General features: G+C 67.5%; 20 protein-coding genes and 1 pseudogene. 5 read left to right on the forward strand and 16 right to left on the reverse strand.

Annotation, left to right across the window (positions count from 1 at the left end; all coding sequences use genetic code 11):
* Window positions 1-143: 143 nt before the first annotated feature.
* From AC1DWT_RS19710 to AC1DWT_RS19745, 8 genes and pseudogenes are all read right to left on the reverse strand, one after another.
* Window positions 144-344: pseudogene (locus AC1DWT_RS19710) on the reverse strand (MmgE/PrpD family protein); the annotation flags it as partial.
* Window positions 345-393: 49 nt separating this feature from the next.
* Window positions 394-1,857, reverse strand: a complete 1,464-nt coding sequence (locus AC1DWT_RS19715; RefSeq protein ID WP_206013784.1) for an aldehyde dehydrogenase family protein — start codon at window positions 1,855-1,857, stop codon at window positions 394-396.
* 105 nt (window positions 1,858-1,962) lie between these two features.
* A complete protein-coding gene (locus tag AC1DWT_RS19720; RefSeq protein WP_206013785.1) occupies window positions 1,963-2,727 on the reverse strand; it encodes an SDR family NAD(P)-dependent oxidoreductase in 765 nt (254 codons plus the stop codon).
* A gap of 312 nt (window positions 2,728-3,039) precedes the next feature.
* Window positions 3,040-4,959 (reverse strand): hydantoinase B/oxoprolinase family protein, encoded by a 1,920-nt coding sequence (locus AC1DWT_RS19725; RefSeq protein WP_206013786.1) that lies wholly within the window; start codon window positions 4,957-4,959, stop codon window positions 3,040-3,042.
* A gap of 10 nt (window positions 4,960-4,969) precedes the next feature.
* Complete coding sequence (locus tag AC1DWT_RS19730; RefSeq protein ID WP_072944476.1) at window positions 4,970-7,036, reverse strand: hydantoinase/oxoprolinase family protein; 2,067 nt, start codon at window positions 7,034-7,036, stop codon at window positions 4,970-4,972.
* A 144-nt stretch (window positions 7,037-7,180) separates the two neighbouring features.
* A complete protein-coding gene (locus tag AC1DWT_RS19735) occupies window positions 7,181-8,290 on the reverse strand; it encodes a LuxR C-terminal-related transcriptional regulator (protein ID WP_206013787.1) in 1,110 nt (369 codons plus the stop codon).
* Between the two features lie 76 nt (window positions 8,291-8,366).
* Window positions 8,367-9,728 (reverse strand): MFS transporter, encoded by a 1,362-nt coding sequence (locus AC1DWT_RS19740; protein WP_072944472.1) that lies wholly within the window; start codon window positions 9,726-9,728, stop codon window positions 8,367-8,369.
* Between the two features lie 176 nt (window positions 9,729-9,904).
* Window positions 9,905-10,198: a TetR family transcriptional regulator gene (locus AC1DWT_RS19745; protein WP_241031366.1), complete on the reverse strand. Its 294-nt coding sequence runs from the start codon at window positions 10,196-10,198 to the stop codon at window positions 9,905-9,907.
* 303 nt (window positions 10,199-10,501) lie between these two features.
* Here AC1DWT_RS19745 and AC1DWT_RS19750 point away from each other — a divergent pair, with 303 nt between their 5' ends.
* On the forward strand, window positions 10,502-11,119 hold the full coding sequence (locus AC1DWT_RS19750) for a TetR/AcrR family transcriptional regulator (protein WP_072944470.1): 618 nt from the start codon (window positions 10,502-10,504) through the stop codon (window positions 11,117-11,119).
* A gap of 95 nt (window positions 11,120-11,214) precedes the next feature.
* On the opposite strand, the gene AC1DWT_RS19755 is transcribed toward AC1DWT_RS19750, so the two are convergent.
* From AC1DWT_RS19755 to AC1DWT_RS19785, 7 genes are read right to left on the reverse strand one after another with little or no spacing between them, the layout of a single operon-like run.
* A complete protein-coding gene (locus AC1DWT_RS19755) occupies window positions 11,215-12,369 on the reverse strand; it encodes an acetyl-CoA C-acetyltransferase (protein ID WP_206013788.1) in 1,155 nt (384 codons plus the stop codon).
* Window positions 12,370-12,397: 28 nt separating this feature from the next.
* Entirely contained in the window at window positions 12,398-13,156 is a 759-nt protein-coding gene (locus AC1DWT_RS19760; RefSeq protein WP_206013789.1) for a 3-hydroxyacyl-CoA dehydrogenase, read from the reverse strand.
* Window positions 13,157-13,202: 46 nt separating this feature from the next.
* Entirely contained in the window at window positions 13,203-14,363 is a 1,161-nt protein-coding gene (locus AC1DWT_RS19765) for an acyl-CoA dehydrogenase family protein (RefSeq protein ID WP_206013790.1), read from the reverse strand.
* Window positions 14,364-14,372: 9 nt separating this feature from the next.
* Window positions 14,373-15,161, reverse strand: a complete 789-nt coding sequence (locus tag AC1DWT_RS19770; protein WP_072944463.1) for an enoyl-CoA hydratase/isomerase family protein — start codon at window positions 15,159-15,161, stop codon at window positions 14,373-14,375.
* Window positions 15,158-16,825 carry a long-chain-fatty-acid--CoA ligase gene (locus AC1DWT_RS19775; protein WP_206013791.1) on the reverse strand — a complete coding sequence of 556 codons (1,668 nt, stop codon included), beginning with the start codon at window positions 16,823-16,825 and terminating at the stop codon, window positions 15,158-15,160. The genes AC1DWT_RS19770 and AC1DWT_RS19775 overlap by 4 nt, the downstream gene beginning before the upstream one ends.
* 9 nt (window positions 16,826-16,834) lie before the next feature.
* Window positions 16,835-18,010 carry a thiolase family protein gene (locus AC1DWT_RS19780; RefSeq protein WP_206013792.1) on the reverse strand — a complete coding sequence of 392 codons (1,176 nt, stop codon included), beginning with the start codon at window positions 18,008-18,010 and terminating at the stop codon, window positions 16,835-16,837.
* Window positions 18,007-18,861 (reverse strand): CoA transferase, encoded by an 855-nt coding sequence (locus AC1DWT_RS19785; RefSeq protein WP_206013793.1) that lies wholly within the window; start codon window positions 18,859-18,861, stop codon window positions 18,007-18,009. The genes AC1DWT_RS19780 and AC1DWT_RS19785 overlap by 4 nt, the downstream gene beginning before the upstream one ends.
* A 234-nt stretch (window positions 18,862-19,095) precedes the next feature.
* On the opposite strand from AC1DWT_RS19785, the gene AC1DWT_RS19790 reads away from it, so the two are divergent.
* From AC1DWT_RS19790 to AC1DWT_RS19800, 3 genes are read left to right on the forward strand one after another with little or no spacing between them, the layout of a single operon-like run.
* Complete coding sequence (locus AC1DWT_RS19790; RefSeq protein WP_095861775.1) at window positions 19,096-19,878, forward strand: SDR family NAD(P)-dependent oxidoreductase; 783 nt, start codon at window positions 19,096-19,098, stop codon at window positions 19,876-19,878.
* Window positions 19,875-20,744, forward strand: coding sequence for an alpha/beta fold hydrolase (locus tag AC1DWT_RS19795; protein ID WP_206013794.1), 870 nt, complete (start codon window positions 19,875-19,877; stop codon window positions 20,742-20,744). Before AC1DWT_RS19790 ends, AC1DWT_RS19795 begins: the two co-directional genes overlap by 4 nt.
* Window positions 20,744-23,344, forward strand: coding sequence for an AMP-binding protein (locus AC1DWT_RS19800; RefSeq protein WP_206013795.1), 2,601 nt, complete (start codon window positions 20,744-20,746; stop codon window positions 23,342-23,344). Before AC1DWT_RS19795 ends, AC1DWT_RS19800 begins: the two co-directional genes overlap by 1 nt.
* Window positions 23,345-23,471: 127 nt before the next feature.
* On the opposite strand, the gene AC1DWT_RS19805 is transcribed toward AC1DWT_RS19800, so the two are convergent.
* Window positions 23,472-23,717: a sigma factor-like helix-turn-helix DNA-binding protein gene (locus AC1DWT_RS19805; protein WP_206013796.1), complete on the reverse strand. Its 246-nt coding sequence runs from the start codon at window positions 23,715-23,717 to the stop codon at window positions 23,472-23,474.
* A gap of 131 nt (window positions 23,718-23,848) precedes the next feature.
* On the opposite strand from AC1DWT_RS19805, the gene AC1DWT_RS19810 reads away from it, so the two are divergent.
* The gene (locus AC1DWT_RS19810; RefSeq protein WP_206013797.1) at window positions 23,849-24,616 is read left to right on the forward strand and encodes a hypothetical protein; all 768 of its coding nucleotides are present in this window, start codon (window positions 23,849-23,851) and stop codon (window positions 24,614-24,616) included.
* The last annotated feature ends 60 nt before the right edge of the window (window positions 24,617-24,676 follow it).

Below are 24,676 nucleotides of genomic sequence, written 5' to 3' on the forward strand. Positions count from 1 at the left end.
CTGACCGATCTGCGGCACGTGGCGCAGTTGCTCAACGGTGCCGCCGTCGAGCAGTCGCTCGGCCTGACGGCGGTCACCCGCTGGCTCACCGAACGCATGAAGGATCCGACCTCGGGCGGGGTGGACCGCAGCCGACGGCTCGACAGCGACGCCGAACCGCCCGCACCACCGAGGAATTGGCCGTACTCGACACCGCGTTGCGCACCCGCGTCGCCGAGCGATGCCACCGCGCAGCCGAGGGTGTCCAGCAGAATCCGCTTGGACTCGGCAACCACGTCACCCGGGAGTGATCGCCCTTCGGCGCCCGCGGCGAAATCCGCGAGTTCTTCGACAATTGTCGGCATCAGATTCTTCCTCTTCTTGCTGTGATGGTGGGTGTGACGTTGGCTTCGGTTATACAGGCCACTGAATGTGCTTGACCTCGAAGAACTCCCGAAATCCCTCCTCTCCGCCCTCGCGGCCGATTCCGCTGTGCCCGGGTCCACCCCACGGGGCGTCTCCGCGCATGCCGCCACCGCCGTTGACGGTGACGGTGCCCGACCGCAGGCGGCGAGCGAACGCGAGAGCGTCGGGGGTGGGGCCCCACACGTTGGCGTTGAGCGCGTACTTGACATCGTTGGCCATGCGGAAGGCGTCGTCCAGGTCGGTGTAGGGCATCACCACCCCGACGGGAGCGAAGAGTTCCTCCTGCGCGATCTCCGCGTCGTTCGAGATACCGGTGACCAGAGTCGGTTCGAGAAAGAATCCGTCATCGAGGCCGGGCGGCCGGCCCCCACCGACAGGAATCTCGGCGCCCGCCTCCCGGGCGCGCGCCAGGAAGCCCTCCACATTTCCACGATGTTCGCCGGTGATCAGCGGTCCCAGGACAGTGTCGGGGTGATGGGGGTCGCCGACCGTGAGGCCACCGAGGAACTTGCCCGACCTCTCGACGTACTCGTCGAAATCGGCCTGAGGCACCAGGGTTCGTGTCGTCGCCCCGCACGCCTGGCCGCTGTTGCGGGTGAAGCGCAGCGCGGACGCGGGCACCGCCTTCTCGATGTCGGTGCCGGGCAGCACGATGTTGGGTGACTTGCCGCCGAGCTCGAGGACGACCTTCTTCAGCGTCGGGGCCGCCAAGGTGAGGATCTTGCTGCCGACCGCGGCGGAACCGGTGAACGTCACCAGGTCGACCTCCGGGGCACTGACCACCTGCGCAGTCACACTCGGCGAACCGAAGACCAGGTTGACCGCGCCCGGCGGAAATCCCGCCTCCTCGATCAACCGCATGATCGCGGCCGTCAGCAACACGGCCCGCGGCGAGGTCACCAGGACGGTCGAGCAGCCCGACGCCAGTGCGGGGCCGAGCTTGTACGCGCACATCATGACCGGGACGTTGTAGGCGACGACCGCGGCCACCACACCGGCCGGGTCCCGCACCAGCATGCTGCTCGAGACCACCGGGTCGTGATGCAGCGGAAGGGGCTGCTCGTACCCGTCCCGCGGCCCCCGCGCCGCCGCGTCGGCGAACCACCGGAAGAATCGGACGGGCAGATCGACGTGCAGGGCCGCGGCGCTGCTGATCGGTGTGCCGATCTCGGTGGCGGCGAGGTCGACGATCTTCTCCCGGTCCCGCTCGAGCAGATCCGCCAGCCGGTGCAGCAGGGCACCGCGCTCACCAGGCCCGAGACGGCTCCACTCGCCGTCGTCGAACGCCCGCCGGGCAGCGGACACCGCTGCGGCGACCTGCGCGGGGCTCGCCGCCGGTGTGACGGCCAGTTCCCGACCGGTCGTCGGGTTGATCGACCGGATCGCCTCCCCTTCGCCCGCGATCCGGCGGCCGTCGATGTGGCACTCGGCCTCGACAATCGGTGCGGTCATGACAATGAACCTCTGTCTCTCGATCGTGAACGGCGCCCCTCCCGCCTCGCGGCCGCGCAAAGACACCATACTCAATATATTATGTTTTTACGAGCCTTTCGGCCGCTATCCCGCCATGTAGCCGCCGTCGACGACGAACGAGCCGCCGGTTGCATAGCCGGCTCGATCGGACAGGAGCCAGCACGCCATCTCGGCGATATCGTCGGGTTGCGCGAGTGCGCCGAAGGGAATCCGGGACATGATGGTGGATCCGCTGCGGCGCTTGGCGTCCTTCATCAAATCGGTGTCGGTGTAACCCGGGCACACCGCGTTGATCCGGATGGTCGGCGCGTATTCGATTGCCGCAGTTTTGGTCAGGCCGATGACGCCGTGTTTCGCCGCCGCATACCCGGCTGTGGTTTTGAATCCGGTGAGACCCGCGAGCGATGCGGTATTCACGATGACGCCCCCACCCTGCGTCACCATCTGCTTCAACTGGGCGCGCATACAGAGCCACACGCCCTTGAGGTTTACCGCGATGGCCCGGTCGAATGCCTCCTCGTCCCAATCCGCGACGGATCGACCACCCTGACCGATCTGCCCGCCGCTCACGCCCGCATTGTTGAACGCGCCGTCAAGGCGGCCGTAGTGTTCCACCGCCGCGGCGACCATCGCATCCACCGACGATCCGACCGTGAGGTCGGCGGGAAGCGCGACCGCGTCACCGCCCGCCGCACGCACGAGGTCCGCCGTCGCCGCGACGCCTTCCTCGGACACATCGGTCGCCGCGACCCGGGCGCCTTCCTTCGCGGCCAGCAGGGATGTCGCGCGCCCGATGCCTCCCGCCGCGCCGGTAACGAGTACTACTTTCCCGTCGAGCAATCCTGACATTTCCGATCATCCTTCCGAGCAGACGTTGTGGTACCGATCTATCCGACGCGTGATGCCGGCCAGTCGCGGGCCGGCGAACGCCATGCGGGCCAGTTGTCCTCGGGCTCGGGACGCGTCACCGACACATGGTGAAAGCACTCTTGGCACTTCACGACCATGCGGGGCCCGAGGTGGTTGGCGACGGGATAGCGAGCGAGACTCGTTGCGCCGCATGACGGACATGCGCCGTCGACGGTCGTGCGTTCGACGTAGACCCGGTCGGTCTCGGGACGGGGGAACAGGAGCCGGTCGACTGCCATGGGGATGCCTTTCTCAGAGATTCCAGTTGCGGGGGGTGGCCACCGGCACGCTCCAGCGCCCCTGGTCGCGGTCGGCGGCCAGCTGCGCTCGTCGTGCCGATGTGGCGGCCTCGTCGACGTCACCGTTCACGATCACGACCCCGTGGGCGTCCGCCGCGAACTCAGGGCTGACAAGTCCGCTGCGGACGTCCTGCAGCACCTTCCCGGAGATACGGGCGAGGGGGTCACCCCAGCCGCCGCCACCGCCGATGACGAAGCGCAGCGCATCGCCGGCTTTCAGGACGAGTCCGGAGAACTTGCCGGTCCGGTAGCGCGCACCGCGCCCGAACTCACCGTTGTTCGGGTCCGGCCTGCCCTGGTCGTCGAACATGCCGAACAGCGGCTCGGCTCCACGCAGGTCGAGTGGGTCGCCATGTTCGGCAAGGTCGAAGTTCTCGATGTACCAGCCGTAGGCCGGCGAGCCGGCGCCACCTCCGTTCGAGCCGGGAGCGCCGCAGCGGACCCGGTCGGCGGTGATGGTGACCATCGTGTCGGACTCGGCGAAGATCGAGTAGACCGAGCCGAGACCGCCGCGGAATTCTCCGGCTCCGGCGGTGTCGATCACCATCTCGTGCTGGACGATGACCAGGGGGCTCTCGATCTCGACGTGTTCCTGCACCGACGTCCGGCAGTTTCCGATCGGAATCACGCAGAAGGAGACACCGTCGTCCTTCCACGTGCCGCCCCAGCCGCCACCGGCGAGCGCGAATGCACCCCACGGCGTGCCTTCGTGGCCCGGGCGGGTGTCGATGCCGCCGAGGCTGACGACGACGGCAGTGCCTGTGTCACAGGCGAATGCCTCGTCCATCGCCTGGCTCAGTGCCTGGGTGACGACGTTGATCCCCCGCGCGCCGATGTCGGCGTGGTTGGAGCAACTCGACGGCGGCAGAACCTGCACCACGCTGCCGGACGGCAGCAGAGTCTCGATCGGCCGCAGCGTGCCACTGTTGACCGGTGTCGACGGGTCGACCATCAGCTTGACCGCCTCGATGCAGCGCGAGGCCTCGCACCAGGCGGTGCCACAGTTGCCGAGGGGCTGCCGACCCGAACCGGAGAAGTCGATCTCCATGGAATCTCCGCGGACCTTCACCGTCACGTTGACCGGGATCGGTTCGTCGGTGACGCCGTCCTCGTCGAGGAAGTCCTCTGCGGTGTAGTCGCCGTCCGGAATACTCGCGATGCCGCGCCGCATGCTGGCCTCGGTGGCCTCGATAGCGAAGCGGCCGGCCGCGCGCACCTTCTCCAGGCCGCCGCGGGCGATCAGATCCTGTAACTGGCGCTCGCCGACGACCAGGCAGCCGTGCAGGGCCCGCAGGTCGCCGAGCACGAGCTGCGGCACCCGGTTGTTCTCCAGGATGAAGTTGAACAGCGGACGAACCGGAACGTCGTTCGCGTACAGCAACGTCGGCGGCAGCTTCAGCTGCTCCTCGAAGTGCGTCTGGGTGCCGTTGGAGAAGCCACCCGGGATCGCCCCGCCGAGGTCGACGAGGTGGGATGTCGAGTGCAGCAGGAACTCCACACGGCCGTCAACGAATACGGGCCGGAGCAGGTTGACGTCGGACTGGTGGATGGTGCCGCGCCACGGGTCGTTGACGAAGATGACGTCACCGGGCTGCATGCGGTCGATGTCCCAGTCGTCCATCACGAAGTTCGCGATGTGCGGGGCGGTGAACGCGTGCTGCATGCAGCCCTCCCACAACGCGACCGTTTCCCAGCCGTCGTCGGTGCGCATGTGAATCGCGCTGGTGCAGTCCAGGATGTCGCGGCAGACCGGGGAGAAGGCGCTGCGCATCAGCGAGTCCAGCATCTCCCGGGCGACCTCAGTGAGGCCGTAGCGGAGGATGTCGAGTTCGACGTCGACCGCGGGGCCGGGGTCAGGGGTGGTGATCGTCATGGTCTGCTCCTCAGCTCTGGGGCTCGATGATGAGATTCAGGTCGCCGTCCACGTAGGCCGTCCGGCCCGGAAGGACGAGGGTTGTCGCGAACTTCTCGGCGACGAGGGCGGGGCCCTGCACCCGCTCGAAGGGTTGGAGGCGCTCCCGAACGTAGATGGACACCTCGACCTGCTCGGTCGTGCCCGGCAAGGTGAGCTCCGTCGTGCGGAGGAACGCCTCCCCGTCGTCGGGGGTGAGGTCGGTCTTGTGCTGCTCGCGCGGGATGATCGCCGTCACCTCCACCGTCGAGATCACGACGGGGATCTCGGTGGCCGCGAAACCGTATGACTCCCGGTAGAAGTCGTGGAACTGCGGCACCAGATCGGCCACACTGCCGGCAGTGAGAGCGCCGGAGTGGATGGGCATGCGGTTGTCCCACGTCTGGCCGCGATACATCGCGAAAACGGCCCGCTCGAAGCGGATTCGATCCACGTCGGCGCCCTGGCTGTCGAGTTCGCGGCGGATGCGGTCCTGCAGCCCAACGAACGCGGCCTCGATCGCTTCGGCGCTCGCGGGTGCGAGCGGGCTCATGATCGACTGTGCCCGGGTGACCATCAGGTCGCTGCGGAGCAGCCCCATGGCCGAGAACTGGCCGGGGTTGCGAGGCACGATCACCTTGTCCAGACCCAGGATCTGCCCGACGCGGTCGGCGAGCATGGGGCCGGCCGACCCCGAGGGCTGCAGGGCGAACTCACGGACGTCGAGACCCCGGTAGACCGAGATCGTGCGGACCTTCGCGGCGATGTCCTCACACGCGACCTCGTAGGCGGCCGACGCGAGCTCGAGGGCCGACATGCCGAACTGCTCCCCGGTCTTCCGGAGCGCATCGAGCGATGCGTCGACGTCGAGCCGAATGGAACCGTTGGCGAACAGGTCCGGCTGGAGGACCCCGAGAGCCGCGCACGCATCGGTGAGCGTGGGCTCGACGCCCCCGCGCCGGTAACACACCGGACCGGGATTCGATCCGGCCGAAGCCGGACCGACCGCCACATTGCCGAGCGTGCTGGGCCGGATCAGGCTACCCGCACCCGAGCCGACGCTCTCCACGTCGACCAACGGCATGGTCAGGGTGAGACCGGTTTCCAACGTCCACAGATCGGTGAGCGGCGTCTTGCCGTGCACGATCGCCGCCACGTCCGTGCTCGTGCCACCGACGTCGATGGTGAGCAGGTTCGGCGAACTGCTCTCGTTGGCGAGCTTGACGCTGCCGCTCACACCACCGACCGGACCGGAGACCAGCTGGAACACCGGGGCCCGGCCGGCGTCGGCAAACGTCGCGACACCGCCGTTCATCATCATGATCCACAGCGTCCCAGCGTAATTGCGCTCGGACAGCTGGCTCATCAGTCGGTCGAGGTAGCCGACGACGGCCGGGCCCACGTACGCGTCGAGGGCGACGGTCGTGGTGCGCTCGTGCTCCTTGGTCACCGGGTAGAGCGCGGAGGTCTGAATATAGGCGTCCGGCAACTCTTCTGCGACGATCTCCGCCGCCCGCTGCTCGTGGTCGGGGTTGATGTAGGAGTTCATCAGGCACACCGCCACCGACTTCGCACCCTGGCTCGCGAGGGAACGTGCAGCGTCGCGAACGGCGTTCTCGTCCAACGGCAACAACTCAGACCCGTCGTACCGCAGTCGCTCGGGAACGCCGAATCGCGATTCACGCTGCACGATGGGCCGCTCCTGGTGCGGTCGCAGCCAAGTGGGATCGTAGAAACGGTCACCGAATTCGCGGTGCATACGACCGATGTCGAGCAGATCCCGGTGACCGCGCGTCGCGATCAGACCGGTGCGCTCGCCGGTGCGGCTGAGCAGGGCGTTGATGCCCACCGTGTGCCCGTGCACGATCTCGGCGACGTCCGGAACCTCGACACCGATCGCCTCGATGCTCAGCAGTACCCCCTCCTCCTGCTGAAGGGTCGACAGCACCTTGCCGTCTCGGGTCTCACCCGTCCTGCGGTTGAGCGCAATGATGTCGGTGAAGGTGCCACCGACATCGATGCCGACAATCCAGTCGGCTGCCCGCTCACTCTGCGTCATATCTCGGCCTCCGTGCTGTGTGCTTCAGTGACATGCGCAGTGCATCTGCGCCACGTTTGTGTTACACGTCACTCTTCCGCACGGAGGATGCGGGAACATCTGACGGAGGTCGTAGATCCGTACGACCTTCGGCCGACGTCAGCCTTACGTCGTAGTTCGCGTGACGTCGGAATTGCGCAACCAGATCGACACGGCCTCGGCCCGGTTGGCTGCGCCGAGTTTGCGAAGGATGCGGGTGATGTGGGTCTTGACGGTTCCCTCGGAGATGACCAGCCTGCGGGCGATCTTGCCGTTGGAGTCGCCCTCCGCCATGAGTCGCACGATCTGCACCTCGCGGCGGGTGAGGACGGAGTCGTCGTCGCGACCGAGCGCGACGGACTTCGCTACTGCTACCCCGGGGCCGGATGCCTTGGTCCAGCGTCCGAGTCCGTCCAGCTGGGTACGCACCGCCGAAAGCCCCTCGAGCACACTGACTCTCGCCAGGTTCTGGCTCATCCCTTCGGCGAACGTCGACAACAGTGCTTGATCGACACTGGTGAATTTGCGTTGCTGGTGATAGCAGTCGCCGTGCACCAGGCCGACGACGTCGCCGTCGACCATCAGCGGCGCAATGCCGTACGACGAGGATCTGGTGATCTCGGCCAGCGGGCGGTTGACGCGAAGGTTGTCCTGCACCTCGTGGACGAGCGTCGCTCGAGCACCGACCACGGTGTCGTTCTCGACGAGCATGCGGTCGAGAACGGGCGGATTCTCCCTGCCCACCGCCACGATCTCCTCCGCCCAGCGAGGGTCGCGGACGACGTGCATCGAATGCAACCGCCACGACCCGTCCACCGTCGACAGCAGCGCACGATCGAAGCCGAGGCTGCACACCGCCTCGGGAGCGCGGGCCAGCAGCGCGTCGACGGTCTGCGCGTCGCCGACCCGTGCCAACGCCGACTGAACCGTAGCCAGACTCTCCGCGTGGTCGGCCAGCCCCAGCTGCGCCACCGCAGCCTCCGCCTCGCGGATGCGACCGAGAATCGCCATCAAGGCCGTCAGAACATCGCACGACTGGTCGTGACGGCCGATCGCACACGTCATCTCCGCAGTCACCAAGTCCCACAGCCAGCCCAGCGCCTGACTGTGGGACTGTGCGCCGACCGGCTGCGGACCGCTCAGGTCGCGGTCGAGCAGCACACTCACGTCGTGGGTGATGTCGGCGATCGCATCGTGCAGCGCGACGGCATCCTGCCGGATAGACGAGTTGCGCATACTGCACTCCCATGAAGTCGCTGACCTACGCACCATGCTAGGCATCCTGCTGAGCCACGTCACGACCCGCGGCGGGCTAGCGGCGCTGCGGCTCCAGCGCCTCCGGGACCTCCGACGGCGCGGTCGCGTCGCGTGTCACCCGACGGGATTGGTCGAACAGCCCGCCGACGACCACCAGAACCGCGCACCCGATGATCAGTAGCGATACGCCCCACGTCGAGTGGCTGGGCGACATGGTCACCATCGTCAGCGCGAGGATCGGGGCCAGGCCCCCTGCTGCGGCGCCGCTGACCTCCCGGCCGGTGCCGATACCCGAGGCGCGGACCTCGGTGGGGAATTGCCGTGCCATGTACGGGCTCGCCGCCACCATGATCATCGGCGCCAGGACACCCGTGGTCACGACCATGACACCCCAGATGAGCGGGGAGCGGCCGGTGTCGAACAGCCAGAACGCCGGGAAGGCCATCAGGGCGACCCCGATCGCTGCGCCGATCATGACCTTGCGGGTGTCCACACGGTCGGACAGGCGCCCAATCAGCGGACACGCGATGATCGCCGCGATGCTCGCGAACGTCACCCCGAGGGCGCCGACATTCTTCGCCACACCCTGAAACTCCGTGAGGTAGGACAGTGAGAACGTCTTGAAGGTGTAGGAGAGGGCGGAGTACCCGCCGTACACGGCCGCGACCACGACCAGGCCCCGCCAGTTGCCGCGCACCAGGTCGCGCAGAACCTGGAAGCCCTTACGTTGCCGCGCCTCGGTCGCCACCTTCTCGAATTCCTCCGACTCGGGCATCGCGCGGCGAATCCAGTAACCCACGATCACGATCGCGAAGCTCGCGATGAACGGCACCCGCCATCCCCACGTGTAGAGGGCTTCGTCGTCGAGGCTGGTGACCGCGGCAACTGCGAGCGACGCCGCAAGCAGGCCGATCTGGGCGCCCATCACCGGATAGGCGCCGTACCGGCCCCTGGTCTTCTCGTCGGCATGCTCGTACGCCACCGTGATTGCGCTGCCCAGTTCGGCACTCGCACCGAAGCCCTGCAGGATCCGCAGAATGATCAGCAGCGCCGGCGCCGCCACGCCGATCGCGGCATACGACGGTACGAGTCCGATGAGCCCGGACGCGATTCCCATGATCAGCAGGCTGATCGACAGCACAGCCTTGCGCCCGATGCGGTCACCCAGGATTCCGAAGAGGATGCCCCCGAAGGGCCGGGCCAGGAATCCGACCGCGAACGTGGAAAACGCCGCGAGGGTGCTGGCCGACGAATTCGCCGACGGGAAGAACACCTTGCCGAAGACGAGCGCCGCCATCGACGCGTAGAGGTAGAAGTCGAACCACTCCAGCGAGGTTCCGATGATGACAGCAGCTCCGACCTTCTTCACGCTCTTGGGGGATTCCCGCCGAACGGATATCTCGCGTTTCTTCGCCACGCGTCAAGTCCTCTCTCGGGGCCAACTTGTCGCGTTAATCTATTATGCATAATCTTTAAAATCAAGTGACTGGGATCACGGGTGGTGAACGAAAGGGACGTGCGCCACCCCTCGATCGATACCCGGGGCGAGGGTCGCGGACCGCTGCCGCGTAACGCGCGAACAGTGGTGATTCGCTACGCCGATTCGACGCTCTCGCGCTCGGCAGCCGCCGGCACGGACTCGACGACCAGATCGTCGATCGCAGTGGCTTCGCGTGACAGGTCCGACCGGGCGAACGTCGCGAGGATCAAGCTCGACCATTCGACGCTCGGCCGGGTCGCGTGGTCGTAGACCGCCAGCAGCAATTCGTCCTTGTCGCGGAACAGCCGGTACGGAATCGTCGCATCGACCTTCAGTTCCACGCCGAGGCGACGCATCGTCAGCCCCGCGGCGCCGTCACGCTGAGCGAGTTCGAACGCAGCCTTCACACGACGAATTGGACAACGCCGCATTCGCCGCGGCCGAGGCCGTTGCCGCAGCGTTGGCCTGAACGGTCACTGCGTCTCACCGGCCGGGCCCATTCCGCCGTCAGCCGCCCGGACCGCCCGTTCGGCAGTGATGGGGGTACGCGTTCGACAAATTGCGTAGCTCGTCTTGCCGCAGTTCGACGCCGTGCGTGAACGCGCTGATCGATTCCAATCGAACACGAAGACCCGGGGTACCCGCCTCCCTCTCGGCCGTACTGGTTGTTGTTCATCTGTATAGTGGCGGTGAGAAGAGAAGAGGTGGGTATGGAGCCCTTGGTTGATCCACGTGCCAGCGATGCGGACCTGACGGCGAAGGCCCGCATTCGTAATGCGGCGCTCGATCTGTATTCCCGTGACGGGGAGGATCGGGTGTCGATGCGGGCGGTTGCCGCGGCCGCGGGGGTCACGGTGGGGCTGGTGCAGCACCATTTCAAGACCAAGGCGGGTATCCGAGATGCCGTCGAGCAGTTGGTCATCGACTATTTCGCGACCGCGATCGCGGGAGCCGCGAGCACGGGATCGCCGGCGGAGGTGGCGTCGGCACGCGACGAGGCGGTCGGCCGGATGCTGGAGGCGAATCCGACTGTCGTGAACTATATTCGGCGCGCACTACTCGATCCGGCCGGCCCGAGGGGTCGTCTCCTCGAGCGTCTGACCGACCTCACGTACGCGGAGATCACGAAGTTACGGGACTCCGGTGTCGCCTCGACGAAGAAACGCGACAGCGTGCAGGTGATCGAAGTTCTGGTGCGCCAGCTCGGGCAGCTGTTTCTCGCGCCGATGATCAACACGATGTGGGAGCAGTTGGCCGGCCCGGACGCGCCGGTGGAGGATCGGCCGGTTCTGGTGGTGGGGATGGAGGATCCCGATCCGGCTTCGTGACCTCGGCCGGGCCCGCCGGTCACGCGATTACGGCAGACATCAGTGCGGGTGCACCCTCGGGGTGCACCCGCACTGTCGTTCCGGCCGGGGGGACCTCAGCCGAGCCGTTCGATGATGGTGACGTTCGCCTGGCCGCCGCCCTCACACATGGCCTGGAGTCCGTACCGCCCGCCGGTGCATTCGAGTTCGTGCAGCAGGGTGGTCATCAGCCGGGTGCCGGTCGCTCCGATCGGGTGGCCGAGGGCGATCGCGCCGCCGTGGGGATTGAGCCGTTCGGGATCTGCTCCGATGTCGTGGAGCCAGGCCATCGCGACGGGCGCGAAGGCCTCGTTGACCTCGTAGGCGTCGATCTGGTCGATGGACAGGCCGCATCGGACCAGGGCCCGGCGGGTCGCCGGGATGGGGGCGGTGAGCATCATGATCGGATCCGCTCCCAGCACGCTCATGTGGTGCACGCGGGCGCGCGGTGTCAGGCCGAATCTGTTCACCGCCGACTCGGAGGCGATGAGCATGCCCGAGGCACCGTCGCTGATCTGGCTGGATACCGCGGCGGTCAGCCGGCCCTGCGGGGTCAGGGTGGGCAGTGCTGCCATCTTCGCCGCCGTAGTGTCCGGGCGTGGGCACTCGTCCACGGCCACGCCGTCGAAGGGTTCGATTTCGGCGTCGAAGTATCCCTGCTCGAGGGCGTGCACGGCCCGGCGGTGGCTTTCGAGGGCGTAGGCCTCCATCGCGGAGCGGTCGAAGTTCCATCGCCGGGCGATCAGTTCGGCGCCCCGGAACTGGGAGATCTCTTCGCCGCCGTACCGGGCGGTCCACGTCTTCGAACCCGAGTACGGATCGGTGGCACCGTACGGTTCGCCGGCCGTGACGGACGACATCAGCGGGATCTGACTCATGTTCTGGACGCCGCCGGCCACGACGATGTCCGCGGTCCCGCTCATCACGGCCTGCGCCGCGAAGTGCACCGCCTGCTGGGAGGACCCGCATTGCCGGTCCACGGTGACCCCGGGCACCGACTCCGGCAGTCCGGCCCCGAGCGCCGCGATCCTGGCGATGTCGCCGGACTGTGCCCCGATGGTGTCCAGGCACCCCAGGATCACATCGTCCACCATGGCTGGGTCGAAATCGTTGCGCCCGATCAGTGTTCGGATGACATGCGCCGCGAGGTCGACCGGGTGCGCGCCGGCGAGGCCACCCCCGCGTCGGCCGACCGGGGTCCGAACCGCGTCCACGATGTATGCCTGTGACACGTGCTGCTCCTTCGTTGCCCGGGCGTCGTTACCGCGGTGCCATGCGGATGGCGCCGTCGAGGCGGATGGTTTCGCCGTTGAGCATCGGGTTGGTGACGATCGCCTCGACGAGCTGGGCGTATTCGCTGGGATCCCCGAGTCGGCTGGGGTGCGGGACCTGGGCGCCGAGGGACTGCTGCGCCTTCTCCGGGAGGGTGGCGAGCAGCGGGGTCTTGAACAGGCCGGGGGCGATGGTGTTCACCCGGATCTGCAGTGACGCCAGATCGCGGGCGATGGGCAGGGTGGCCCCGACGACGCCGCCCTTCGATGCGGAGTAGGCGGCCTGCCCGATCTGCCCGTCGAACGCGGCGACCGAGGCGGTGTTCACGATGACTCCGCGTTCACCTGCGACAGGCTCGTTCTGCGCCATCGCGTGGGCGGCGAGGCGGATGACGTTGAAGGTTCCGGTGAGGTTGACCTTGATGACGCGCTCGAACGCGTCCAGTGGGAACGGCCCGTCCTTGCCGACGGTCTTGATGGCGTTGCCGATTCCGGCGCAGTTCACCACGATCCGCAGTCCGCGATCGATATTGGCCAGCGCGACGGCGTCGGTGACCGCGGCGTCGTCGGTGACGTCGGCGGGCACGAATTGCACGGACTCCCCCAGCGCGGTGAGATCCGCGGGGTCGGCGGACGGCAGGTCGAGCGCGATCACGCGGGCGCCGGACTTCGCCAGCGCGGTGACGGTGGCCAGACCGAGGCCGGATGCGCCGCCGGTGACGAGGGCGGTGGTGCCGGAAATGTTCATGGGTGTACTCCTGTGAAGTGATGCGGGGACGAACGAGATGGGTGAGTCAGAGGGTGCGGGCGATGAGGTCTTTCATGACCTCGTTGGTGCCGCCGTAGATCTTCTGCACGCGTGCCGCGGTGTACATCTGGGCGATCGGGTATTCCATCGTGTAGCCGTAGCCGCCGAAGATCTGCAGGCAGCGGTCGACGATCTCGCACTGCTTCTCCGATCCCCACAGCTTGGCCATCGATGCGGTCGCGGCGTCGAGGGTGCCGTCGATGGCCCGTTGGATGCAGTGGTCGATCAGTGTCTTGCCGGCCAGGACCTCCGTCTTGCATTCGGCCAGCACGAATTTGGTGTTCTGGTAGTCGAGGACCGACTTGCCGAACACGGAGCGGTCCTTGGCGTAGCGGATGGCCTCGGTGACGGCGGCTTCGGCCATGGCGACGCCGGTGATGCCGATGCTCAGCCGTTCCCGTGGGAGTTGCTGCATCAACTGGTAGAAGCCCTGGCCCTCGACGCCGCCGAGGAGGTTGCCGACGGGGACACGCATGTCGGTGAAGAACAGTTCGCGGGTGTCCTGTCCGTGCTGACCGATCTTCTGCAGGACGCGACCGCGTTCGAAGCCGGGCAGGCTTTCGGTTTCGGCGACGAGCAGCGAGATGCCCTTCGCTCCGAGGGAGGCGTCGGTCTTGGCGACGATGATCAGCAGATCGCAATGCGAGCCATTGGAGATGAACGTCTTCGACCCGTTGATCACGTAGTCCTCGCCGTTGCGGATGGCGGTGGTCCGCACCGACTGTAGATCCGATCCGGTGCCGGGTTCGGTCATCGCGATGGCGAGGACCAGCTCACCGGTGACCAGTTTCGGCAGCCACCGCGCCCGCTGCTCGTCGGTGCCGAACGCGGAGATGTAGTGGGCGGCGATCGTGGAGTGCACCCCGAACCCGAACGCGGAATCGTGGGCGAACGTCAACTCCTGCTGGACGACGGCCTCATGGCCGAAGTTGCCGCCGCCACCACCGAATTCCTCCGGAAGGTCGAGGCACAGCAGTCCCGCGGCACCGGCCTTGTTCCAGAAGTCACGGTCGACCTGGTGTTGCGCGGCCCACCGTTCCTGGTGGGGTGTGCATTCCTTGTGGAAGAACTCGGCGGCGTGCTTCCGCAGCACCTGCTGGTCGTCGTTCTCCCACGGGGAGCGGTAGTCGGGAAATAGTTCAGACATGACGGGCTTCTACTTTCCGGTGAAGGCGGGGGCGCGTTTGGCGAGGAACGCGGACTGCCCCTCGTGACAATCCGCAGACCGTACGGCGATGTGGAAGTTGCGTTTTTCGTGTTCGAGGCCCTGGCTCAGTGACGTCTCGAGTGCGCGCAGAGCGGCGTCCTTGGCCAGCGCCACCGCCAGCGGGGAATTCTTCGCGATCCGCTGTGCGAGAGCAACGGCGTGCGCCCGTGCCTCACCGTCCGGGACCGTCTCGGCGATCAGGCCCGCGGCGCAGGCTTGGTCTGCGGTGCGGAAGTCACCGGACAGCAACATCGCCATGGCCTTTGACTTTCCGACCGCACCGACCAGACGCTGGGTGCCCCCGGCGCCGGGGATCACTCCCAGCTTGACCTCGGGCACTGCGAATTTCGCGGATTCACCCGCGATGGCGATGTCGCAGGCGAGGGCCAGTTCGCACCCGCCGCCCAGCGCCAACCCCTCGATGGCGGCGATGACGGGTTTGGGGAAGGTCGCCAGGTCGGACCAGAACGTGCCCCCGAACTCCTCCCGCGCGCCGAGCAGCGCGGCGTCACGAAGAGTGTCGAAGCCGGTGATGTCGGCTCCGGCGCAGAACGTTCCGCCTGCCCCGGTGATGATCACCGCGCGAATGTCGTCGTCGTGCCGGAGGGCGCGCAATTCTGCGGCCATCGCGGCGAGCAGATCGTTGCTCATGCTGTTCTTCGAGCCGGGGCGGTTGATCTCGAGGATGGCGATGCCGCCCTGCCGGGTGGTGACGAGAATTGCCGGTGTTTCAGTCACAGGGTGTCCTTGTAGATGTCGGCGTGCGCGGCGCGCATCACCTTCTTGTCGAGCTTGCCAACGCTGGTTCGGGGCAGTCGGTCGCAGAAGACGACCGTGTCCGGCAGCTGCCACTTGGCGAACGACCCCGTGAGGAGGGCGTGGATCTCCTCGATCGGCAGGTCGTCGCCGTCTGTGGTGACGACCAGCGCCACGGGGCGTTCCTGCCAGCGCGGGTGGTGGACGCCGACCACGGCGGCTTCGGCGACTTTCGGGTGGGCGGTGATCGCGTTCTCCATGTCGATGGACGAGATCCATTCGCCGCCGCTCTTGATGACGTCTTTGATGCGGTCGGTCAGTTTCAGGTAGCCGTGCGCATCGATCTTGCCGACGTCTCCGCTGCGCCAGTACCCGTCCTGGAAGCGGTCGCCGTCGTCGTCGAGTTTGTGGTAGCGCTCGATGATCCAGGGTCCGCGGAGCAGGATCTCACCCTGCGCCTGTCCGTCGTGCGGCAGGTCGTTGCCGTCGGCGTCGACGATCCGGATGTCCACACCGTTGACCGGAAGACCCTGCGAGCGTTTGAGATCCCACTTCTGCTCGTCGGTCAGCGTGGTGCGCAGCGACGGCTTGATCGCACCGTTTGCGGTGACGAACGGCGTGGTCTCGGTGGCGCCGTAGCCGTGCAGGATGTCGGCGCCGGTCAGGTCGTGGAAACCGCGCATCATCGACAGTGGCGGCTCGGTGGCACCGGAGAGCAGTTTCGTCCGCCGGAAATCGGGTTTGACGTCCAGGGTCCTGATGTAGTCGAGCATCGGCTCGAAGATCGCCGGCGCGCCGTTGGCGACGGTGACCTCTTCGGCGATCATCTCGTCGACCAGCACCGAGGTGTCCTCGGCCATGTACCGGCCGGGAAGCACGATCTTCGCGGCGCTGTAGGTTCCGGTCTGCGGCAGCCCCCAGGACTGTCCGTGGAACATCGGGGTGATGAGCATGACGGCGTCGTCCGCGCTCATACTCAGCGCTGCCGCCTGACTCATGGTGTGCAGGTAGATGCCGCGGTGCGAGTAGTAGATCCCCTTGGGCCGCCCGGTGGTTCCGGTGGTGTAACACGCACTGTAGGTGGCGTGTTCGTCGATCATGGGCCAGTCGTACACCTCGCTCGCGTCGGCCATGAGGTCCTCGAAGTGGTGGACGTTCTCGAGCGTGGTGCTGATCTGCGACATCGGCTTGTCCGACATCAGCACCCAGCCCTTGACGTTCGGTGCGTGTGGGGCGAGGGCTTCGGCAACAGGGAGCAGTGACTCGTCGACGAAGATGAACCGTGCGTCACTGTGACCCACCACGTAGGCGAGGTCTTCGGGTGACAGCCGCAGGTTCATCTGCAGCATTGCCGCGGCGATACCCGGGATCGCCCAGTACAGCTCGTAGTGCCGCTTACTGTTCCAGTCCAGGATGCCGACCATGTCGGCCGGCCCGATCCCGAGCCACGTCAGGACGTTCGCCGCCCGCTGGACCCGCCGGTAGGCGTCGGCGTAGGTGTAGCGGTCCCAGCCGCCGTCCGCGGTGCGGAACACGATCTGCTGTTCGGGGTACGTGCGGGCCGAGTGCCGGATCAGGGTGGTGGTGTTCAACTGGTAGTGGTCGCCGTGCGTGGACGGTAGACCTTGGATGATCGCGCTCGTCATCACTGCTCCTCAGATCCGTTCGATGATGGTGGTGTTGGCGGTGCCGTTCGCCTCGCAGATGCTCTGCAGCCCAACCGATGCGCCGGAGCGCTCGAGCTCGCACAGCAGGTCGGTGAGCATCCGGGCGCCGGTTGATCCGAGGGGATGGCCGATGGCGACCGATCCGCCGTTGACGTTGAGCTTGTCGTCGGGGACCCCGAATTCCTGTGCGAACATCATCGGGACTCCGGCGAAGGCCTCGTTGACCTCGAAAAGGTCGATGTCGTCGACCCCGAGACCGGAGAACTCCAGAGCCTTGCGGGTGGCGTCGAGGACCGCGGTGAACTGGATGACCGGATCGGCGCCTGCCACCGACAGCGCGCGGAACCGTGCCCTGGGCGTCAGTCCGTGGCGTTCGGCGAACGCGCGGTCGGCGATCAGCAGGGCGGCGGCACCATCACTGAGCTGCGACGAGTTCGCGGCGGTGGTGCGCCCGTCGGCGGCGAACACCGTCTTCAACGATGCCATCTTGTCGCGGTCGAGGTGCTCGCGGATGCCCTCGTCACTCTCGACGAGCGTGCTGGCCGCATCGTCGGGATTTACCCGCATCGGTACCAACTGCTCGCGGAACTTCCCCGCCCGGGTCGCGGCGAGAGCGCGCCCATGGCTGCGGGCGCTGAAGGCGTCCAGGGCAGCCCGGCTCAGGTCGAATTTTTCGTTCATCAGCTCCGACGACGGGCCCTGCGCCACGAGGGCGCCGCCGTAACGGGCGAGTTCGCGCGGGCTGTAATGCGGTCCGAGCGGTGCCCCGGGCACCATCGCGGCCGGCATCGGCACCTGCGACATCGACTCGACACCGCAGGCGATCGCGAGATCGTAGGAGCCCGCGAGCACGCCCTGCGCGGCGAAGCTGACCGCCTGCTGACCCGAGCCGCACTGCCGGTCGACGGTCACCGCGGGCACCGACTCCGGAAATCCGGCGGCGAGCACGGCGTGCCGGCCGATGTTGCCCGCCTGTTGTTCCTGCTGCAGAACACAACCGGTGATCACGTCGTCGATCTGGGCGGGATCGATGCCGGTGCGCTCGACCAGCGCCCGCAGCGTCTGTCCGAGCAGGTCGACCGGGTGCCAGGCGCTCAACGCGCCGCCTCGCCGCCCGACCGGGGTGCGGACGGCGCCGACGATCACGGCTTCACGAACGGTCATGCTGGTACTCCTTGTCCAGGTTTCTGAATTCCGATGAGCGGTATGTCGACCCGCTCGGCGAGTTCTTCCCAGTCCTTGCTGGTCCGGGTGGCGAAGATGCGCTCGAGTTCGTCGCGTTCCCCCGCGACGCCCAGGGCGCCGAGGGTGCGGGACCAGAAATGCGGTTCGAGCGCCGCGAGGGCGATGTGCCCGTCGGAGGTGGCGTAGATGCCGTATCCGGGAACGGCGCCACCGAGCGGTGTCGACGAATGCCCCATCAGGCCGTGGCGCACCGCGGCGCCGGCATCGGCTGCCGCATCCGCGAGGATCACACGGTAGCTCTCGCCCCGACGGGGTTTCGACGATGCACCGAGAGCGAGGAGCGCTGCCGACACGGCACGTTCGGCGCCGAGCAGGTCGGCGACGGGAACGGTGGGCATGAGCGGCGGCTGCAGTGTGCCGTTCACCGCCTGGTAGGTCAGGTCGTGACCGGGCAGGTCCTCGAGTGCGCCGTCGTGGCCGACGATCTCCACGTGCGCGAGCCGTGGGTGCACCGACTGCAGTTCGGTGAGCCCGAGTCGGCGCAGCGCGGAGGGCCGCATGGCGGTCACCAGTAGGTCGGAGCCGGCCAACTCGGTATCCAGCCGTTCGCGCCCCGCCGGATCCTTCAGATCCACTGTGAGAACCTGCTGGCCCTGTGTGAGTTCGCGATACCACTGCGGGGACGCGCTGCGGAGCGGATCACCCTCGGGCGGTTCGATCTTGGTGACCGCCGCTCCCATCACCTGCAGGCGGGCGACGGCGAGTGGTCCCGGCAGATTCACGGCAAGTGTGAGGACCCGTACGCCCTCGAGCGATTTGGATTCGAGCATCAACATTCCCTTCGTTGCTATACAACTGTATCGGAAAATATCTGTTTGTAAATAGAACTGGTCAGCGGTATCGCATCGCGCCCTCGTCGCGGGAGCTCGGGGTGCGCCGTGCCTCAGGCTTTACATCTGAATGTTTTTCTATACAGTCGTATAGGATAATGAAGTGTCGTGATCATCGCCGTTCAGCGAACTTCGTTGCGCCAGACCACAATCATCACAACTTAGGAATCAGTCATGAGCTATGCCCGCACAGCAGGTCCTCGGCCCGTCCTGGCCGACAAGTTCGGCCTTCGGGACAAGGTTGTCGTGATCACCGGGGCGTCGTCGGGGCTCGGGGTCGCGTTCGCCGCGGCATGTGCCGAGGCCGGTGCGGACGTGGTGGTCGCCGCACGGCGCGCACCCCTTCTGGAGGACACCCTCGCCACGGTGACCGGCACCGGTCGCAGCGGCCTCGCCGTGGCCGCGGACGTCACGGACGCCGACGACTGTCACAAGGTGGTCGGTGCGGCCGTGGAGCGGTTCGGGCGCGTCGACGTGCTGGTCAACAATGCCGGCATCGAAGACCACGCCCCCGCGTCGCGGCTGTCGTTGGCCGAGTTCGAACGGGTCGTCGCGGTGAACCTCACGGCATGCTTCTCGATGGCTCAGGCCGTCGCCCCGGCGATGGCGCCTGGCTCGTCGATCGTGAACGTGGCCAGCGTCATGGCGCACACCACACTCGACGCCCCCACGACGGCGTACTCGGCGTCGAAGGCAGGGCTTCTCGGTCTCACCCGGTCACTCGCGCGACAGTGGTCGGGGCGCAAGGGAATTCGAGTCAACGCACTGCTCCCGGGGTTCTTCCCCTCGGAGATGACCGACGGCATGCCCACCGAACTCATCGGTCCCCGACTCGTCATGGGCCGCCTCGGTGACCCCGCCGAACTCGCCGCGGCGATGGTCTTCCTCGCCTCCGACGCCAGCAGCTACATGACCGGAAGCCAGCTCGTGGTGGACGGCGGGTTACTGCTCTCATGAGTTCCCCGATCAACGAGCGGCCGATCGTCGTCGCCGGCGTATCCACCCGAGTGCTCGAAGTCGACGGAGACGGGCCGCCGATCCTGCTGCTGCACGGCTTCACCGACTCGGCGGACTCGTGGCGCCCGCTCCTGCAGGAGTTCGCGAGCCGGGGCCGCCGCGCAGTGGCGGTCGATCTGCCCGGCAGCGGTCGCGCCGATCGGCTGGCCCGCCCGGCGTTGCCCCACCACGACGCGTTCGTCGACGGGTTCGTACGTGCCTACGCCGAACGCGGCGATGTGGTTGTGGTGGGAAACTCGCTCGGCGGCCTGCTCGCGCTGCGCGCGGCCGCCCGCAGCGAGGTGCCCCTCGGCGCCGTGGTCGGCATCGGGCCGGCAGGCCTGGCCTACGGCTGGCGACTGCGGTATCTCACGACGGTCCTGCGTTGCCTGGATCCGATGCTGCAGTTCGTCGACCGAGCACCCGTGCCCGCGGCGCTGATCCGCCGCGGGGCAGCGCGGTTCTATGCGCGCGGCCTCGCCGCAGGCCGCGCCGAGTCCGGGCTCGCGCTGCGGTACGCGGAGCACGTCCACGGCATGCGTGATGTGGGCAGATTGCGCAGCGATCTGCTCGCGCTGAGTCGGGAGAGCGATCACGACCCCCTGCGAACCGACCGGATCCGCCTACCGGTCCTACTGATCTGGGGCCGCGAAGACAAGCTGGCCGATCCGAACAGCGCGCCGGCCTTCCTGGCCACGGTGCCCACGGCAACACTCGAGACTCTCGACAACTGCGGCCACTGCCCGCAACTCGAGGAACCGGGCCGCATCGCCGACCTGATCCTGTCCACCCCCTGCAACCAACCGACACCGAAAGCAGACAGCTAATGGGCTCGACCCCGACCGCGAGCAACATCGATCGCGTCATCGCCACCATCGTCAACGGCATCGAGGTCGCCAGGTACGGCGGCCTCAAGACCGAGGAGGAGCCCGCACCGCACGACGTCGTGGCACACGAACCGGTGTACCGCCTGCGGCACTACTACCCGGACTCGCCGGCCGGGCTTCCGCCGGTCGTCCTCGTGCCACCGCTGTCGCAGGTTGCCGTCGTGTGGGACATTTCGCCGCAGACCAGTGCGGTCGCGATGCTGCGCGAGCAGGGCCTCGACCCGTGGGTGGTCGACTTCGGAGATCCGGCGGTCGAGCCGGGCGGCAACGAGCGCACGTTCGGTGACCACGTACTCGCCGTCGCCGACGCGGTGCAACGGGTCCGGCAGGCCACCGGTCGGGACGTGCATCTCGTCGGGTACTGCCAGGGCGGCATCTTCTGCTACACGGCGACCGCGTATCTCGGCAATGCCGGTGTGGCGAGCGTGATCGCGCTGGGCAGCCCGCTCACGACCCTCGACATCGACCGCGTCGTTCCACAGGACCTGTTCTGGGGCATCGTCGGGCTCGAGAGCAAGATCATCGGCAAGACCGGCCTTCCCCGATGGTTCGTCACACAGCTGTTCAACTGGTCGAGCCCACACCGCAACATCCGCAACGACATCGAGTTCCTGCTCGCCCTGCACGACCGCGAGTCGCTGCTGCCACGCGAACCGCAACGCAAATTCCTCAAAACCGGTGCGTGGATCAGCTGGTCCGGTCCCGCACTCGTCGAACTGCTCGAATTGCTCGCGGACAACCGCCTGGTCGAGGGCGGCGTCGTGATCGGTGACCGCACCGTCGGATTCGCAGACATCACCTGCCCGATCCTCACCTTCGTCGGGGAGGCCGACTTCCTGGCACCGCCGACGACGGTGCGCGCGGTCCGGCGGGCGGCACCCAACGCCGACATCCACGAATGCACCCTGCCGGTCGGACACTTCGGGCTGCCGGTCAGCTCGCATGCCAAGCAGAAAACCTGGCCCGGCATCGGTGCGTGGGTGCGCTGGACGAACGGCGAGGGTGACCTGCCGGACTTCATACAGGAACTCGAGTCGTCCTCCGACGTCGAGGCACCGGCCCCACGCGGAAGCATCGCCGGACTGACCTACGGCGCCGGTCTCGTCGCCGGAACCGGGTTCAACCTCCCCGCCGCCCTGTCGCGCGCCGGGAAGCACCTGGCCACCACGGTCGTCGAGCTGTCGAGGGAAGCGGCCGCTGCGGCGCCCCGCCTGGTGCGGCTCGAATCGATGGGTCCGCGCACCACGATCTCCTACGGTGCGCTGCTCGACGACCTGGCCCGCTCGCGCCCGGACAAGGTGGCCTTCCTGTTCGCCGATCGCGTGCACACCCACGCGGAAACCAAACAACGCATCGACAGCGTCGTCTGCGGGCTGGTGTCGGCGGGTGTCCGCAAGGGCGAGCGCGTCGGAGTGCTCATGCACACCCGCCCGAGCTCCCTCGTCGCGATCGCGGCCCTCAACCGCATCGGTGCGGTCACCGTGCTGCACCGCCCGGGGCACGACCTTGCCGAAGAGATACGGCTCGGGCACGTGACGAAGATCCTCGCCGACCCCGAGCACGCGGCGACCGCGGCAACGACCGCGCTGCCGGTGTTCGTTCTCGGCGCAGTCCACGAAGACCGCGACATTCCGTCCGGCGCAGTCGACCTCGAGCAGGTCGATCCCGACCGCGTGCGCCTGCCTGCCTGGTACCGGGCGAACCCGGGGTGCGCCGGCGACGTCGCGTTCGTCCTCTTCGGCGGCGCTGAGGAGCAGACCCGCGCCGATCTGATCACCAACGGCCGGTGGGCGACCTCCGCGTTGGCGGCCTCGACCGCGTGCGCGTTGACCCCGGGCGACACGATCTACTCCAGCAGCCCACTGCACCACCCGACCGGTCTGCTGCTGGCGACGGCCGCCGCAACCGCATCCGGTGCCCGCGTGGCACTGATCGACGAGTTCGACCCCGACACGTTCTGGTCCCAGGTACGCCGCAACCGGGCCACAGTGGTGACCTACACCCGCGACATGCTCGAACCGCTGGCCGACGCGCCGGAGCGAATCCGGAAGAACCATCCCATTCGGCTCTTCGTCGGCTCGGCGATGCCGGCCGACCTGTGGCGGCGGGTCAGCGACCGGTTCGGATCGGTCGGTGTCCTGGAGATGTACGCCTCGACGCGTTCGGACGCAATCCTCGGCAATGTCAGCGGTCGCAAGATCGGTTCGGTGGGCAAGCCGCTGCCGGGAACGCCACGGGTGTGCGTCGTCGAGATGGAGGACGGCCGGATCCGCACCGGCGAGGACGGCTACGCGGTGCCTGCTCGGCCGGGACAGGTCGGCCAACTGCTCGTCGACGCCTCGGGGAAGATCTTCGCCGGCAACGACATCGCGCTGCGCGGTGTGTTCGACCGGGATGACGAGTGGATGGCTACCGGCGACCTGTTTCGCGTCGACCGGGACGGTGACTTCTGGTTCGTGACCTCGATTCCCGGCGCCACCGAACAACCCGAAGCGTGCCTCCTCGAACTCCGGGCGGTCGAAACGGCGTCGGCACAGTGACCGCGCGATGGGGAACTGGCAGCGAAACACGTCCCAGGCTCGGCAAGTCCGGTAACCCGCCGACTCGACGCCGTGGCGGCAGCCGGACCTCTTCCCGCGGCAGCACCGCGGGATCTCGCAGCGTCGATCAGTACCGCCCGTTCGCCGGATTGTCGCCGTCGACCACCACCCTCGCCGCGAGTTGCCGCCGGAGGAGGTTGAGCGCCGCGTGCTGGAGGAGGAGTACGGCCTCGACGTTCGTCCCGAGGACGCGCGCCACCTCGACGGCCGGGAGGCGGTCCGCGAGCCGGAGTCGCAGCACGGTCCGGTGGTGGTCGGGGAGGGAATCCATCAGGATCGCGGCCCCGGCTGCCTCCTCGTCGTCGATGGTCACGACAGGCCTTTCTCTCGGATCGCACCACTGTCGCCGACCCGATGTCCCAGGTGGAAGGGACCGGCGTCCCGATCGTCCGGGATCCTGAGACACGGCTCCGACGGCCGGCCCGACGCTTTACGCTGAATGTCATGGCCGCTCTTCGTGCGGAGTGGATCAGAATCTGGCGCAACCCGGCAGACACGCTCGCGACCGTTGCGTTCAATGCCGTCCTGATGATCGGGGCCTGGTTCCTGCTGCCCCGGAGTTGGTTGTTCGAGTGGACCGGGCCGTCGGGTTTCGCGCTCGCCCTGGCGGGCTGGATGTACGCCGACGTCACCGCCACCAACGTGCTGGCGCCGGACAGTGAGCGGGTTCTCGCCGCACTCGACGACCGAGACGCGCTGGGTGCGATGCTCGGCGCCAAGGCGGTGGCGCTGTGGATGCTGATCGCCCCGATCTGCGCGACCATCGCGATCGTCGTGGGCTTCGCCGAGCAGGACTGGCTGTTCACTGCGGTGGTGGTGGTCGCGGTGGCGCTGTGCCCGTTCGGTGCGCTCGCCGGGTCGAGTCTGGTCGGGGTGTACTTCCCGTATCACCAGCGGCCGCTGCGCTGGCGATGGGAACAACGTGCCCGGTGGCGCACCGTCGTCGTCCGGTGGCTGATCCTGCTGGTGGTGCCGTACGGGGTGTTCCCTGCGTTCTCGGCGGCGATCGCCGTCGTCCCGGTCGTGCTGTGGCGCCTCGTGCGTCCGGCCGACGTGCACTCGCGGATGGGTACCGCGGACTTCGCGCTGTGCGTCGTCCTCGCCGTCGTCATCTCGGCGCTGATGTGGGCGGTGGCGCGTCGAATCGCCCTGTCACGCATACAACGCCACGCGCCGTTGGCCGTCTACCTGCGTGACCGAGACAGGGGCTGAGCCGGATCTGTCGCGGGTCCCTGCCTACGTGAGTGCCGATGCGTGCCGGGACACACTTTG

This window comes from Rhodococcus sp. P4_B6 (assembly GCF_056402215.1).

Excerpts from the sequence above, each read along its gene's own strand:
- AC1DWT_RS19725 (WP_206013786.1), bottom strand. The coding sequence starts at position 4,959 with ATGACGATCACCACCCCTGACCCCGGCCCCGCGGTCGACGTCGAACTC.
- AC1DWT_RS19750 (WP_072944470.1), top strand. The coding sequence starts at position 10,502 with ATGGAGCCCTTGGTTGATCCACGTGCCAGCGATGCGGACCTGACGGCG.
- AC1DWT_RS19765 (WP_206013790.1), bottom strand. The coding sequence starts at position 14,363 with ATGTCTGAACTATTTCCCGACTACCGCTCCCCGTGGGAGAACGACGAC.
- AC1DWT_RS19785 (WP_206013793.1), bottom strand. The coding sequence starts at position 18,861 with ATGCTCGAATCCAAATCGCTCGAGGGCGTACGGGTCCTCACACTTGCC.
- AC1DWT_RS19730 (WP_072944476.1), bottom strand. The coding sequence starts at position 7,036 with ATGACGCAGAGTGAGCGGGCAGCCGACTGGATTGTCGGCATCGATGTC.
- AC1DWT_RS19775 (WP_206013791.1), bottom strand. The coding sequence starts at position 16,825 with ATGACGAGCGCGATCATCCAAGGTCTACCGTCCACGCACGGCGACCAC.
- AC1DWT_RS19715 (WP_206013784.1), bottom strand. The coding sequence starts at position 1,857 with ATGACCGCACCGATTGTCGAGGCCGAGTGCCACATCGACGGCCGCCGG.
- AC1DWT_RS19810 (WP_206013797.1), top strand. The coding sequence starts at position 23,849 with ATGGCCGCTCTTCGTGCGGAGTGGATCAGAATCTGGCGCAACCCGGCA.
- AC1DWT_RS19760 (WP_206013789.1), bottom strand. The coding sequence starts at position 13,156 with ATGAACATTTCCGGCACCACCGCCCTCGTCACCGGCGGCGCATCCGGC.
- AC1DWT_RS19720 (WP_206013785.1), bottom strand. The coding sequence starts at position 2,727 with ATGTCAGGATTGCTCGACGGGAAAGTAGTACTCGTTACCGGCGCGGCG.
- AC1DWT_RS19780 (WP_206013792.1), bottom strand. The coding sequence starts at position 18,010 with ATGACCGTTCGTGAAGCCGTGATCGTCGGCGCCGTCCGCACCCCGGTC.
- AC1DWT_RS19790 (WP_095861775.1), top strand. The coding sequence starts at position 19,096 with ATGAGCTATGCCCGCACAGCAGGTCCTCGGCCCGTCCTGGCCGACAAG.
- AC1DWT_RS19795 (WP_206013794.1), top strand. The coding sequence starts at position 19,875 with ATGAGTTCCCCGATCAACGAGCGGCCGATCGTCGTCGCCGGCGTATCC.
- AC1DWT_RS19735 (WP_206013787.1), bottom strand. The coding sequence starts at position 8,290 with ATGCGCAACTCGTCTATCCGGCAGGATGCCGTCGCGCTGCACGATGCG.
- AC1DWT_RS19800 (WP_206013795.1), top strand. The coding sequence starts at position 20,744 with ATGGGCTCGACCCCGACCGCGAGCAACATCGATCGCGTCATCGCCACC.